The sequence below is a fragment of the Aeromonas sp. R4-1 genome (assembly GCF_040908325.1).
Taxonomy (GTDB): Bacteria; Pseudomonadota; Gammaproteobacteria; order Enterobacterales; family Aeromonadaceae; genus Aeromonas; species Aeromonas veronii.
Map to the genome: position 1 here is coordinate 53,462 of NZ_JBFODM010000086.1, position 12,562 is coordinate 66,023.

General features: G+C 60.5%; 12 protein-coding genes, 1 pseudogene and 1 riboswitch. Of the genes and pseudogenes, 8 read left to right on the forward strand and 5 right to left on the reverse strand.

All coding sequences use genetic code 11. The features are described 5' to 3' along the window. Positions 1-27: 27 nt before the first annotated feature. The 4 genes from AB5Y90_RS15780 (at position 28) to AB5Y90_RS15795 (ending at position 2,962) form a co-directional block, all read left to right on the forward strand. On the forward strand, positions 28-930 hold the full coding sequence (locus AB5Y90_RS15780) for an ROK family protein (RefSeq protein WP_100654277.1): 903 nt from the start codon (positions 28-30) through the stop codon (positions 928-930). 41 nt (positions 931-971) lie between these two features. Further along, positions 972-1,697, forward strand: coding sequence for a copper homeostasis protein CutC (locus AB5Y90_RS15785; RefSeq protein ID WP_100654276.1), 726 nt, complete (start codon positions 972-974; stop codon positions 1,695-1,697). A 150-nt stretch (positions 1,698-1,847) separates the two neighbouring features. Continuing rightward, positions 1,848-2,459 (forward strand): FKBP-type peptidyl-prolyl cis-trans isomerase, encoded by a 612-nt coding sequence (locus tag AB5Y90_RS15790; protein ID WP_005338405.1) that lies wholly within the window; start codon positions 1,848-1,850, stop codon positions 2,457-2,459. Between the two features lie 188 nt (positions 2,460-2,647). Beyond that, positions 2,648-2,962, forward strand: coding sequence for a DUF2845 domain-containing protein (locus tag AB5Y90_RS15795; protein WP_368167208.1), 315 nt, complete (start codon positions 2,648-2,650; stop codon positions 2,960-2,962). 52 nt (positions 2,963-3,014) lie between these two features. On the opposite strand, the gene AB5Y90_RS15800 is transcribed toward AB5Y90_RS15795, so the two are convergent. Next, positions 3,015-3,233, reverse strand: a complete 219-nt coding sequence (locus AB5Y90_RS15800) for a DUF1107 family protein (RefSeq protein ID WP_005338403.1) — start codon at positions 3,231-3,233, stop codon at positions 3,015-3,017. Between the two features lie 203 nt (positions 3,234-3,436). Between AB5Y90_RS15800 and yfcD the strand changes: the two genes are divergently transcribed. Continuing rightward, a complete protein-coding gene (gene yfcD, locus AB5Y90_RS15805) occupies positions 3,437-3,919 on the forward strand; it encodes an NUDIX hydrolase YfcD (RefSeq protein ID WP_021229132.1) in 483 nt (160 codons plus the stop codon). Between the two features lie 91 nt (positions 3,920-4,010). On the opposite strand, the pseudogene AB5Y90_RS15810 reads toward yfcD, so the two are convergent. Next, a pseudogene (locus AB5Y90_RS15810) lies at positions 4,011-4,937 on the reverse strand (phenylacetate--CoA ligase family protein). A gap of 155 nt (positions 4,938-5,092) precedes the next feature. Here AB5Y90_RS15810 and AB5Y90_RS15815 point away from each other — a divergent pair. Together AB5Y90_RS15815 and AB5Y90_RS15820 are read left to right on the forward strand one after the other, a co-directional pair. Beyond that, on the forward strand, positions 5,093-5,566 hold the full coding sequence (locus AB5Y90_RS15815) for a peroxiredoxin (RefSeq protein WP_005358893.1): 474 nt from the start codon (positions 5,093-5,095) through the stop codon (positions 5,564-5,566). Positions 5,567-5,692: 126 nt separating this feature from the next. Further along, positions 5,693-6,661 (forward strand): calcium/sodium antiporter, encoded by a 969-nt coding sequence (locus AB5Y90_RS15820; protein ID WP_005343920.1) that lies wholly within the window; start codon positions 5,693-5,695, stop codon positions 6,659-6,661. An 88-nt stretch (positions 6,662-6,749) separates the two neighbouring features. Here the strand turns inward: AB5Y90_RS15820 and AB5Y90_RS15825 are convergent, their stop codons facing one another. Further along, positions 6,750-7,916, reverse strand: coding sequence for a type III PLP-dependent enzyme (locus AB5Y90_RS15825; protein WP_043818871.1), 1,167 nt, complete (start codon positions 7,914-7,916; stop codon positions 6,750-6,752). Between the two features lie 507 nt (positions 7,917-8,423). Next, a riboswitch (glycine riboswitch) is annotated at positions 8,424-8,539 on the forward strand. A gap of 107 nt (positions 8,540-8,646) precedes the next feature. On the opposite strand from AB5Y90_RS15825, the gene AB5Y90_RS15830 reads away from it, so the two are divergent. Beyond that, positions 8,647-10,023: a sodium:alanine symporter family protein gene (locus AB5Y90_RS15830; protein WP_270819220.1), complete on the forward strand. Its 1,377-nt coding sequence runs from the start codon at positions 8,647-8,649 to the stop codon at positions 10,021-10,023. Between the two features lie 114 nt (positions 10,024-10,137). Here AB5Y90_RS15830 and AB5Y90_RS15835 read toward each other — a convergent pair whose 3' ends face one another. Together AB5Y90_RS15835 and AB5Y90_RS15840 are read right to left on the reverse strand one after the other, a co-directional pair. Next, a complete protein-coding gene (locus AB5Y90_RS15835; protein ID WP_270819221.1) occupies positions 10,138-10,854 on the reverse strand; it encodes a protein ligase in 717 nt (238 codons plus the stop codon). Between the two features lie 102 nt (positions 10,855-10,956). Then, positions 10,957-12,354 (reverse strand): nucleobase:cation symporter-2 family protein, encoded by a 1,398-nt coding sequence (locus AB5Y90_RS15840; RefSeq protein WP_040066712.1) that lies wholly within the window; start codon positions 12,352-12,354, stop codon positions 10,957-10,959. Positions 12,355-12,562: the final 208 nt, after the last annotated feature.

Here is a 12,562-nt window from a genome sequence, read left to right on the forward strand (position 1 = left end):
AACACGGGCTGACAAGGGAGTGCTGGCATGTATTACGGCTTTGATATCGGTGGCACCAAGATCGCCTTCGCGGTCTATGACGGTGCATTGAACCTCTGCCACGAGGAGCGCATGAGTACCCCGGGCAACGATTACGAGGGGTTGCAGCAGCTGATCCGCTCCCGGGTCGAGCAGGCGGATGCCCGCTTCGGGGCTCGGGGCTCGGTCGGTATCGGTTTTCCCGGTGTCATCAACAGCCACGATCACAGCATAGTGGCGGCCAATCTGCCCTCCATCAATGGTCGCCATCTGGGGGCCGATCTGGCCGAGCTGCTGGAGCGGCCGGTCAAGGTGGATAACGACGCCAACTGCTTCCTCTGGTCCGAAGTGCATCAAGGGGCAGCCGACGGCGCAGGCAGTGCGCTCGGCGTCACCATCGGCACCGGTATCGGCGGCGCCGTCTATCTGGCGGGCAAGCTTATTCAGGGGCGCAACTGGCTGGCTGGCGAGATTGGTCACTACCCCTTGCCCGCGACCATGCTGATGAAGTATCCCGAGTTGCCCCGTCCCCGTTGCGGGTGTGGCCGTCTGGTCTGTTTTGAAACCTATGCCTCCGGCACCGGTCTGGAGCGTCTCTATCACCATTTCCATGGCCAACGTGCCACGGGTCACCAGATTGTGGGACGCTTCGAGTCCCATGAACCCCATGCGGTCGAGACGGTCGACTGCTGGTTGGAGATCATGGCCGCCGGGCTTGCCACCGCCATTTCGGTGATTGATCCCGAGGTGGTGGTGTTGGGGGGCGGCCTGAGCGGCCTGCCCGCCCTCTATGAACAGCTGCCGCTGCGTCTGCCCGGTCACTTACTGCCCGGGGTCGCCCTGCCCGAGATCCGCCAGGCCCGCTTCGGTGGTGCTGGTGGTGTGCGCGGCGCAGCCTTGCTCAATCTATGAGATCAGATGTGGGGTCTGATCTCCCCGAAAAAGGAGTCCTCATGACCCGTCTTGAAATCTGTATCGACAACCTGGAATCCCTCTTCACCGCCCAGCAATCCGGGGCGGATCGCATCGAGCTCTGCTCTGCATTGGGTCTGGGCGGCCTGACTCCCTCCTACGGCTTTATGCTGCTGGCTGCCCGCCACGCTACTGTGCCGGTCTACGCCATGATCCGCCCACGGGCCGGAGATTTTTGCTTCAATGACGGCGAGTTCGAGATGATGCTGCAAGATATCGCGGCGGCACGCGCTGCGGGGCTGCAAGGGGTGGTGGTCGGTTTGCTGGATGAGGAGGGGCGGGTGCCTGCTGCCAAGCTCAAACAGCTGGTGGATGCCGCTGGCCCGTTGGGAGTCACCTTCCATCGCGCCATCGACCTCTCCTCCGACTGGCGCCTCGATCTGGAGACCATCGTCGCTGCCGGTTGCGAGCGCATTTTAAGCTCGGGCCATGCGCCGACCGCGTTGGCTGGGTTGGAAACCCTGCAAGAGATGCAACAGGCGCTGGCGGGACGAGCCAGCCTGATGCCGGGCGCCGGGGTCAATGCCGACAATGTGCGTACCATCATCGAGTTCACCGGAGTGAGCGAAGTGCATATGTCCGGCATGGGCTGGCGCGGTGGCATGGTGCCGCACGGAGTGAATATGGGCACTTCGGATGATGGTCGGGTCAATATCACCGATGGCGCCAAGGTGGCTGCGGTCAGAGCCTTGCTGGATCGCGGTTAAGCAGATCGCCGCCGTTGGGCGGCGTTCATCCGCATCTTGTGTGAAGTTCCTCCCACTGACGGGGAAATCAGGGGCGCCCCCGGCAGCACCCCGGCCAAAAGTCTGATATTATCCCGCCTCTTTACTACATGGATCTGGAGCAACATCTCAATGTCCCAATACGACTCTATCGAACAGAAGGCCAGCTATGGCATCGGCCGCAACATGGGTGATCAGCTGGCGCAGCAAGCCTTCGCCGGTCTCGATATCCCGGCTCTGCAACAAGGTCTGGCAGATGCCCTGAATGGTCTGGAGTTCGCGGTCAGCCGTGACGATATCAATGATGCCTTCCAGGTGATCACTGCGCGTATGCAAGAAGAGCAGGAAGCTGCCGCCAAGGCCGCCGCTGCTGACGGCGAAGCCTTCCTGGCTGACAACGCCAAGCGCGCTGAAGTGAAGGTGACCGACTCCGGTCTGCAGTACGAAGTGCTGGTAGAAGGCAACGGTGCCGTTCCGGTAGCCGGTCAGTCCGTGCGTGTGCACTACCACGGTACCTTCACCCACGGTGGTGTATTCGACAGCTCCGTCGCTCGCGGCCAGCCGGCTGAATTCCCGGTGACCGGCGTGATTGCTGGCTGGGTTGAAGCGCTGCAGCTGATGCCGGTTGGTTCCAAGTGGAAGCTCTACATCCCCCACGATCTGGCCTACGGTGCCCGTGGCGCGGGCTCCATCCCGCCTTACTCTGCACTGGTATTTGAAGTCGAGCTGCTGGACATCCTGTGATCCTGCTGGCTTGATGCAAACGGCGACCCTCGGGTCGCCGTTTGTTTTTGGGCTATGTGATAGACAGCATTTGTCGCGACCAGCGGGCTGGAGAGCAGAAAAGGGCGGCACTTTTACGCTTTTTACTGGTTTTTTCAGAAACGGGAACAGGCATACTGCGACTCATTAGAGAGGATAAGGAGAACCCGATGAGCAATAAGATGAAGAATGTAGCGGGGCTTGCTCTGTTGCTGCTGAGCATTCCGGCCAGTGCCGATGCCATGCGCTGCAAGAACGCCCTGATCAGCGAGGGTGACAGCACCGCCGAGATGCTGCTCAAGTGCGGCGAGCCCATGTTGCGGGAAGATATTACCCGTAACGAGGAGAACCAGTTTGGCAACATGGTGCAGGTCAAATATGGTGAACGTTGGACTTACAACTTCGGCAAGAACGAGTTCATGCGCTTTGTGACGGTGCGCAACGGCATCATTACCGATATCGAAAACGGCCCGCGCGGCCAGTAGCCGGCGGGCAAAGCATGGATGCACAACAGACAGTAGGGCAAGACCTTTTGACTCACATGTCCGGCAAGGGGTCGCGGTGACCAAGTTGTCTGACAGCCAGATTGATCTGGCGAGCCAGTCTTAGCCGCTGGCGGCAGGTCAGGCCATGGAGGCTGATCCTGCCCGCGTTGAATTCAAATGTCCCCAGCGACTCGATGGCAAAATAGCCTCGATGAAAGCTCTTGATGTAGCGAGCGATCTGCCGTGGGGATAACTGCTTGAATACCTTCATCACACGGTTCCCTGATTGCCTGGACAGGGCACACTATGGTGTCGGTCGATGACACTGATATGACGGTTTATAAAGATTTGCATGAATCCTTATTTTGCCAGTGAGTTCGGCAAATTGACGGCGTCATCGAAAAAGTTGTGCCATGACAAACCACCGCACCGATATACTGCGGGCTTGAATGGAACAAACGAAAGGGCCTGTGCGTGGAATGGGTTGATGTGGTGGACGGGAATAACCGGGTGATTGGCGTGGCCGAGCGAGCCAAGGTGCGGCGAGAGAATCTCTGCCATCGTGCCAGCTATATTCTGGTGCTCGACGACGCGGATCGGATCCTGGTGCAGCGGCGCACCCTCAGCAAGGATTTCTGCCCCGGCATGCTGGATGCCTGCGCCGGTGGCGTGGTCACCACCGGTGAGGAGATGGAGCGCTCCGCCCGCCGCGAGCTGGCCGAAGAGCTGGGGATTATGGATGTTCCCCTGCAGGGCTTTGGCAGCTTTTATGCGGAAGGGGAGGGCTACCGGGTCTGGGGTGGCCTCTTCAGTTGCCGTTATCAGGGGCCGCTGCAGTTGCAGGCCGAAGAGGTGAGCGCGGTGCACTGGATGAGCCTGGCCGAGATTGCCGAGCGTGCCAGCGAATTTACCCCTGACTCCCTGCTCGCCATCGCCACCTGGCAGGCGAGACGCTAACGTCTCTCTTTAGATATTTTCTTTTCCAGTTCAGAGACAAGACGGGCAGCCTGATGGCTGCCCGTCTGCCTTTGTGCATTTAGTTGGTCTGCTACACCAGCTTGAGGCGTCGGTTGGTGCGCCCGCAAGCGCTCGGCTTGGCGAGCCAGTGACCTTGCCAGTCGGTGGCTAGCCGCAGCAGCGGATACTCCAGATCGAGCCGGGTCACCACCAGCTGGCCCGTTTCATCTCCACTCACGGGATTGCCGCTGGCGGGATCGATGATTTCGACGATGCAACTCTCGTTGACGATAAAGCCCTGACCGGGCTGACTCTCGTAGGCCACCACCCCCACATCCTGCTACACCAGACAGTTGAGGGCCGCAATGCCGTGAATGGCGCGCAGTGGCGCGGTTTCAGGATGGGTGGCTTCGCACAATAGGGCGCGGCGCAGCGAGTCGCTCGGGATCTCCGCTGCTTCGGCCGCTTCCAGCAGGTCGAGCAGGGTCACCAGCGGACCGACGTAGCCGGTGGGTTGATAGCGCAGCAGTGCCTCCAGCTGGTGCTGGGTATCGTGGGGCCCGCAGGGTACCACTGGAGCCCCCAGCTGGCGGGCGCCGTTATCGAAGATAAAGGCGGTGGGGCCAGCATGATAGTCGTGGCCGTTGAGCATCACTTCCCCCGCCTTGAAACCGGCGGCAAACAGCGCCCGGGCGGCGCCCCACCAGTCTGCTCCCGCATACTCGGGGATGGCCAGCTGGCCCGGACAGGAGAATACCCGCAGCGCCTGACTGGCGGGGCGGCCGGTGAGACCGGCAAAGGGGGGATGAGCCTGCTGGGCGGCAAAGAGTTCTTTGCTGTCGAGCAGTGGCAGGGTGGCCAGATCTGCCAGATCCTCGAGGCGGCACTGGCGATAGGCGCTGGAGTAACCGGCGCAATATTGACTGACATGGGTAAGCTGATGATTGAGCTGGTCCAGTTGCTGCTGTTCGCGCATGGCGGGGGGACGAATTTCCAGACCATCGTAATAGTGTTGCATGGGGCCTCCTGGCGCCGTGAAACCAGCTCAAGAGTAGTCTGCCCAAGGGGAAAATGCCTGCCGCTATCCATGGTCAGGCTCAGAGCCGCTGTTAGGCGGCATCGTCACTCTGGGATAAACTGGCGACTTCCCATCACGACTCAGGACGAGAAATCATGATTGCTGTAGGACACCCCCTGCCTGCGGGCGAATTTACCTTTATCACCGCCGAGGGCAAGCAGCTGCGGGATAGCCAGACGCTGTTCGCCGGTAAAAAAGTGGTGCTGTTTGCGGTACCCGGCGCCTTTACTCCCACCTGCTCCAATGCTCATCTGCCCGGTTATGTGGTGCTGGCCGATCAGTTTATGGCCAAAGGGGTGGATGCCATCTGTTGTCTGTCGGTCAACGATGCTTTCGTGATGCGGGCCTGGCAGACGGCCCAGAATGCCGAGGCGATCACCATGCTGGCGGATGGCGATGGCAGCTGGACCCGGGCGCTGGATCTGGCCAAGGATACCGGCGCCTTTGGCGGCATCCGTGCCCAGCGCTTTGCGTTGATCGCCAACGATGGTGTGGTCGAGCAGCTGTTTGTGGAGGCGCCGGGCAAGTTTGAGGTCTCCGATGCCGCGAGCCTGCTGGCTGCACTGTGAAATGTTAATCACGGTTTGATTTCCCCTTGAAATGGGAGGTGGCACAGCTACACTGGCGCCACTTTCCCATGGTGCCTGCCCGTTTGGGCTGGCGCTTCGTTGCTGATAACAAGAGATGAAGATCCTATGACCCTGGCTTTTGTTGCCCTGATTGCCGGACTGGCGCTGCTGGTCTGGAGTGCAGACAAGTTTGTCGACGGTGCCGCCGCCACTGCCCGTTATGCGGGGATGCCGCCGCTGCTGATCGGCATGGTGATCATCGGTTTTGGTACCTCGGCCCCGGAGATGGTGGTCTCGGCGCTGGCGGCGTCACAGGGCAATCCCGGGTTGGCGCTTGGTAATGCCTATGGCTCCAACATCACCAATATCGCGCTGATCCTGGGTCTGACGGCACTGATCAGCCCTATCGCGGTGGCCTCTCAGGTTGTGCGCAAGGAGATCCCGATCCTGCTCGGTATTACCCTGCTCTCCGGCGCCCTGCTGATCGATGGTCATCTGGGCCGGATGGATGCGGTCATTCTGGGGGCCGTCTTCGTTGCCCTGATGGGCTGGTCTATCTGGGCTGGCATGAATGGCAAGGGAGATGCGCTGGATACCGAGACCGCCGAGGATATCGAGAGCGAGGGGATGTCCCTCAAGAGCGCCATCTTCTGGCTGGTGGTCGGGCTGGTGCTGCTGATCGGCGCTTCCCGCCTGCTGGTGTGGGGGGCGGTGACCATCGCTCAGGCGCTTGGCATCAGCGATCTGGTGATTGGTCTCACCATAGTCGCGGTAGGGACCTCCCTGCCGGAGCTGGCCTCTTCGCTTATCGCCATTCGCAAGAACGAGCATGATCTGGCCCTTGGCAACGTGCTCGGCTCCAACCTGTTCAACACCCTGGCGGTGGTGGGGATTGCGGCGGGCATCCACCCGCTCGATGTGGCGCCGGAGGTGCTCACCCGTGACTGGAGCATCATGATGGGGCTAACCCTGCTGCTGCTGGTGATGTGTCTGGGCCGCAAGGGGCAGGGCCGTATCAACCGGTTGGAGGGGGGCGTGCTGCTGACTTGCTTCGTCGCCTACACCGGCTGGCTGCTGACCAGTCAGTTTATCTGATAGGAGTTGGTGAAATGAGAGAGGGGGAAGCTCAAGCTTCCCCCTCTTGTTTTTGCCCAGTGAACCTGTTGGCGAGCGAGCGGTGTGCTCAGGCTACTGCCACCAGCTTCTGCCCCTTCTGACTGCTGTCCAGAATGAGGATGCTGGCCTTGGGGAAGAAGTTGAAGGTGGAGGCCGAGGCCCAGGTGTAGGCGCCCATCACCTTGCCAACCACCAACTCGCCGATAGCCAGATCCGGCAGCATGATGCCATCGCGGATCACATCCACGCTGTCGCAGGTGGGGCCGGAGAGCACCGAGTTGTGCTGCTCGCCACTGGCATAAGGCGTGCTCACCGGATAGGTGACGTGGTCATAGAGCTGGCCGTTGTAGCTGCCGTAGAGACCGTCATCCAGGTAGTACCAGATCTTGTCGCCGCGGTGGGCCTTGCCCATCACGCTTGATACTGAAGTCATGGCCGGCGCGCTGATAAAGCGGCCCGGTTCGGCAATCTTCTGCACGGTAGCGGGCAACTTGGCCAGCGCTTCGCGGATCGGCGCGCAGAAGCCGTCGATATCGAACTCGCCCCCTTCATAGTCGACCGGGAAACCGCCGCCGATATCCAGCACCCAGGGCTTGAGCCCGAGCGCCCAAGCCTGCTCCATGATCTCGCGGCAGGCGTCGATGGCCTGCACATGGCGACGGGCATGGGGCACTTGCGAGCCGACGTGAAACGACAGCCCCATCACCTTGATCCCCTTGGCGTGGGCCAGTTGCAGCAGCGGCAGCGCCTGCTCCGGAGTGCAGCCGAACTTCTTGGAGAGATCGACCTTGGTCTCGGGGTTCGGGAAGCTGACCCGCAGCAGCAGTTTCACTTCGTCCTTGTAGGGAATGAACTTTTCCAGCTCCAGCGGGTTGTCGTAGACAAACACGGTGCAGCCAAACTCCAGCGCATAACGGATATCGCTGTCGCGCTTGATGGGATGGGTATGAATGCAACGTCCCGGTCGAACCCCCTGACTGCGCACCAGATCCACTTCGCCATTGGTGGCCAGATCGAAACAGGCCCCCTCTTCCTTCAAGACAGAGACCACCGCCTCATGGGGCAGGGGTTTGAGTGCATAGTGCAATCGTACATCGGGCAGGGCGGCGGCCAGGGCCCGATACTGTTTGCGGACGGCTGCCTTGTCGAGCAGCAGCAGGGGGGAGCCGAATTGTTCAACCAGCTGACGGTAATCTTGTGCGACCACATCTTTTGCAACCAGGGTCTCGTTCATTCTCTTTTGGTCATCCTTAGGGGGCGTGATATGCCCAAGCCATATGCGATTGAACCGGCGACGGCCGGGTCAGGCGAGCGGTCCGGTGGGACCAACCGAACACAGTGCATAAATTGATGGCAAAGTGCTTGGTTATGCAGCGGATTATCGGCTTATTGATTCTGTGTGCAAGCATTTTGATTAGATATGTCGGCAAGATTTTCTTGGCGAAACGAGAGGGATCACTGTTCTCTATCCGCCATTTTTCCCGTTTGGGCCACATTTGATCCGTGAGAGCCTAACTTGTTGATAGTTAACCAACATTTAACATTCTTGCTGCGATTCTGGTTGTCACTAAAAAAATATAAATGGGGGCGGCCAAGTGCGAGACAGCTCACATTTTTTGGATTAACATGCCGACTTCCTAATCCAAACTAGTTCGGATGAAGGTAGCAGGAGAGCGATGGGCAACCATCCACCGAAGAAGTGAATCTTTCAGGTACCGGGCAACCGGTGTGGACTGCTACTGGACGATACTCTGGAGAGACCCGTTAAATCGGGCGCCGAAGGAGCAAGGCACCATGACTACCCGCAAGGGCAGGTTGGCGCCGGAAACTCTCAGGCAAAAGGACAGAGGGGATGGGATGGTTGTACCTGGGCTTGGCCCGCATCCGATCGCCTCTGGCCGATCGCGACACCTATGGGAAGATCATCCTTCTCCTCCTTAATTTCTGTTTCTTAAGGAGGATGCATGTCATCAATTCAATCGGCGTTAACCGCCATCGATAGCTTTATCTGGGGTCCACCCCTGCTGATCCTGCTGGTCGGGACCGGTATCTATCTCACCCTGCGTCTGGGTCTGCTTCAGGTGGTGCGCTTGCCGCTCGCTCTGCGGCTGGTTTTTGGTCGCGATCAGGGGCTGGGCAAGCAGGGGGATGTCTCCAGCTTCGGCGCCCTCTGTACCGCCCTCTCTGCCACCATTGGTACCGGCAACATCGTCGGGGTGGCTACCGCCATCAAGCTCGGCGGCCCCGGTGCCCTGTTCTGGATGTGGATGGCGGCGCTGTTCGGCATGGCCACCAAGTACGCCGAGTGTCTGCTGGCGGTGAAGTATCGCGAGCAGGATGCCAACGGCCAGATGGCTGGCGGCCCCATGTACTATCTGGAGAAGGGGCTCGGTTCCAAGCCGCTCGCCAAGCTGTTTGCCCTGTTTGGCATCGGCGTGGCCTTCTTCGGCATCGGTACCTTCCCACAGGTCAATGCCATCTCCGACGCCATGAGCCTCTCCTTCTCGGTGCCCCGTGAAGCGACCGCCGTGGTGCTGACCCTGATCGTGGCGCTGGTGACCCTGGGGGGGATCAAATCCATCTCCAGCGTGTCGAGCAAGGTGGTGCCCTTCATGGCCATCTTCTACATCGTCGCCTGTCTGGGCGTGCTGGTGAATAACGCCAGCGCCCTGCCCGATGCCGTCATGCTGGTTATCGAGAGTGCCTTCACCGGCCATGCGGCGACCGGCGGCTTCGTCGGTGCCAGCATCATGCTGGCCATTCAGTCAGGGGTGGCGCGCGGGGTCTTCTCCAACGAATCGGGACTGGGCTCTGCGCCCATCGCGGCGGCGGCAGCCAAGACCGATTCGTGTGTGGAGCAGGGGCTGGTCTCCATGACAGGTACCTTCATCGACACCATCATCATCTGCACCATGACCGGCCTGACCCTGGTGGTCACAGGCGTGTGGAGCGGCGATGCAAGCGGCGCGGCCATGACCAGTCTGGCCTTTGCCCAGGGGCTTGATGCCCATGTCGGCCAGTATCTGGTGAGCATTGGCCTCCTGTTCTTCGCCTTTACCACCATCCTTGGCTGGAACTACTACGGCGAGCGCTGCACCGAATACCTGTTCGGGGTGAAGGCGATCAAGCCCTATCGTCTGGTCTATCTGGCGCTGGTGGCGAGTGGAGCTTTCCTCCATCTGGACATGATTTGGCTGCTGGCCGATATCGTTAACGGCCTGATGGCGGTGCCCAACCTCATCGGCCTGATTGGTCTGCGCCATGTGGTGATCGCCGAGACCCGCGCCTACTTTAGCCGGGATCTGGATAGCGAAGCTGAACCGGAGCCGCAGACGGCCTGAACGCCTCAGCTCGTTTCACGCTTCCCTTGAAAAGAACAAGCCACGACTCCGGTCGTGGCTTTTTTGTGCGCCGTGTCTCTGGATGGGGACTTTCCCTCTCCCTTCGGGATAAGGTCAGAATGAGGGGGATAGCCCCTCGCTCAGCAGGCTATCCAGACGTGCTCGCACCTTATCCACCAGTGCCTGATCGCTACCGCGCCAATCGATGCAGCTTGCCAGCGTAATGGAGGTTCCCGCCATAAAACGCAGTTCGCCGCCCGCCAGCTCGTAGAAGCGGCTCGCCATCCTAGTTCCCTCATCCACATCACCCGCCACCAGCAGCATGGCTTGTGCCAGCACGGCGCCCTGGTGATCCTGCCCCGGCGCCAGCCAGCGCTGGGCGGTACCGGTGATCTTGCGTCCCCCGATCACCAGATTGTACTGACCATCGCAAAAGGATCCGGGCACGAAGTCATAGCTCCCCTCCAGGCCGTACTCCGCCAGCAAGGTCAGCAGCGGCGCCCCCAGCAGCCGGTAGTAGTGGGCGAGGTCTGTGGTCGTGCGGGGCAGCAGCAGGGATAGGTTGAGGATCCCCGCTCCGTGGGGCACGGCGGTACCGCCACTGTCGCGCACATGTACCGGCCAGCCTTCAGCTGCAAGTTGCTGGCAGGCGGCTTCGTAATGGGGGAGGCGGGTATCCTTGCGGGTGACAATCAGACATTGGGGCGCCTGCCAGAGGTGAGCGCGGGGCTGGCCGTCATGGGCACAGTCGCGCAGCCAGTGCTGCTCTTGCGCCAGTATCTGTGCGGGTGAAGCGGTATCGGGGAGGGGAGAGAGCAGGCGATAGGGCATGGCGGCATCCTCAAAAAAGGCTGCCCAGCACACTACCCGTGGCGGCTGACAAGGTAAAGCCCCGCAGTGCGGGGCTTGAGTCTGCTATCGGTTGATGACGTCTCAGGAGTGGCGCGCTTCGCGCTTGGGCAGCAGCAGGTTGAGCACGATGGCGGTAATGCCACCGGTGGCGACGCCGTAGGAGAGTACGCTCTTGGCCAGCTCCGGCAGGTGTTGCAGCACTTCCGGCACCTGTGCGACCCCCAGCCCCATGGCCAGCGACACCGCCAGGATCATCAGGGCGCGGCGATCCAGCTCCTCGCGGGCAATGATGCGCACGCCAGCGGCGGCGATGGTGCCAAACATGACGATGGTCGCTCCCCCCAGCACGGGCTCGGGGATCTGTTGCACCAGACTGGCGACCGCCGGGAACAGGCCGAGCAGCGCCAGCATGGCGGCGATAAAGAGCCCGACGTGACGGCTGGCGACGCCGGTCAGCTGAATGACGCCGTTATTCTGGGCGAAGGTGGACATGGGGAAGGTGGAGAAAACCGCTGCCAGCATGGAGTTGGCACCATCGGCCAGCACGCCGCCTTTGATCCGCTCCATATAGACAGGCCCTTCCAGTGGCTCGCCGGAGATATCCGAGGTGGCGGTCATGTCGCCGATCGCTTCGAGCGCCGTCACCACGAAGATGATGGCGAGCGGCACGAACAGCTGCCAGTCAAAGCCGAGACCGTAGTGGAGCGGAATGGGCACCATCACCAGCGGGCCGTCGAAGGTGGGGGCGCTCACTTTGCCCAACAGCAGGGCCACGGCATAGCCCGCCAGCATGGCGATCATGATGGCGGAGAGGCGTAACCAGGGGTTGCGACTGCGTTGCAGCAACACGATAAGGCCGAGCACCAGCAGGGAGAGGAAGAGGTTGGTGTGGCTGGCGAAGCTGCCATCAGAGAGGGCTGCATAGCCGCCGCCCATGCTGATGAGACCTACCTTGATCAGGGTCAGACCGATCAGCAGCACCACTATGCCGGTCACCAGCGGGGTGATGATCCGTTTCACCAGATGGAGGAAGCGGCTCATCACCACTATGGTCAGTGCAGCAACCATCATGGTGCCAAACAATGTGCCCAACAGATCCTCGGTGGGCATGGCCGCCTGTTTGAGGGCGAGACCGGAGGCGATGATGGGGCCGAGGAAGTTGAAGCTGGTGCCCTGTACCGAGAGCAGGCCGGAACCGATGGGGCCGAAGCGGCGGGTTTGAATGAAGGAGGCGATGCCGGACATGACCAGCGACATGGAGACGATATAACGGGTGTCGGCGGCAGGGAGGCCGAGGGCATTGGCGATAATCAGGGGCGGGGTAATGATGGCGACAAACATGGCGAGCATATGCTGCAGGGCGGCGAACAGCGTCTGGGGCAGAGGCGGGACATCCTCTATGCCATAGACCAGTTCGCTATGGGCTCGCCTGGGTGGATGTGCCTCTCGATTGGCGCGTGTGACAGCAGCCTGTTCCATAAGTACCTCGAATTGTGTGGGGAAGGGAAGAAAATTGGGCGCTATTGTAGTGATTGAAATGAGGCTGACCAGCGCTAATTATGCAAAAAAAGGTTTATTTTTTGATGGGTTGAAACGTTTGCGCGCTGCGATTATCATCTGTCGGTTTGTGTGACCGACCTCTCATTTTTATTCTCCCCGCTAATGACATTTTTACCACTTTGTAGGT

Coding starts and splice junctions, on each gene's coding strand:
- AB5Y90_RS15785 (WP_100654276.1), top strand. CDS start 972: ATGACCCGTCTTGAAATCTGTATCGACAACCTGGAATCCCTCTTCACC.
- AB5Y90_RS15830 (WP_270819220.1), top strand. CDS start 8,647: ATGTCATCAATTCAATCGGCGTTAACCGCCATCGATAGCTTTATCTGG.
- AB5Y90_RS15825 (WP_043818871.1), bottom strand. CDS start 7,916: ATGAACGAGACCCTGGTTGCAAAAGATGTGGTCGCACAAGATTACCGT.
- AB5Y90_RS15815 (WP_005358893.1), top strand. CDS start 5,093: ATGATTGCTGTAGGACACCCCCTGCCTGCGGGCGAATTTACCTTTATC.
- AB5Y90_RS15790 (WP_005338405.1), top strand. CDS start 1,848: ATGTCCCAATACGACTCTATCGAACAGAAGGCCAGCTATGGCATCGGC.
- AB5Y90_RS15820 (WP_005343920.1), top strand. CDS start 5,693: ATGACCCTGGCTTTTGTTGCCCTGATTGCCGGACTGGCGCTGCTGGTC.
- AB5Y90_RS15800 (WP_005338403.1), bottom strand. CDS start 3,233: ATGAAGGTATTCAAGCAGTTATCCCCACGGCAGATCGCTCGCTACATC.
- AB5Y90_RS15780 (WP_100654277.1), top strand. CDS start 28: ATGTATTACGGCTTTGATATCGGTGGCACCAAGATCGCCTTCGCGGTC.
- AB5Y90_RS15835 (WP_270819221.1), bottom strand. CDS start 10,854: ATGCCCTATCGCCTGCTCTCTCCCCTCCCCGATACCGCTTCACCCGCA.
- AB5Y90_RS15840 (WP_040066712.1), bottom strand. CDS start 12,354: ATGGAACAGGCTGCTGTCACACGCGCCAATCGAGAGGCACATCCACCC.
- AB5Y90_RS15795 (WP_368167208.1), top strand. CDS start 2,648: ATGAGCAATAAGATGAAGAATGTAGCGGGGCTTGCTCTGTTGCTGCTG.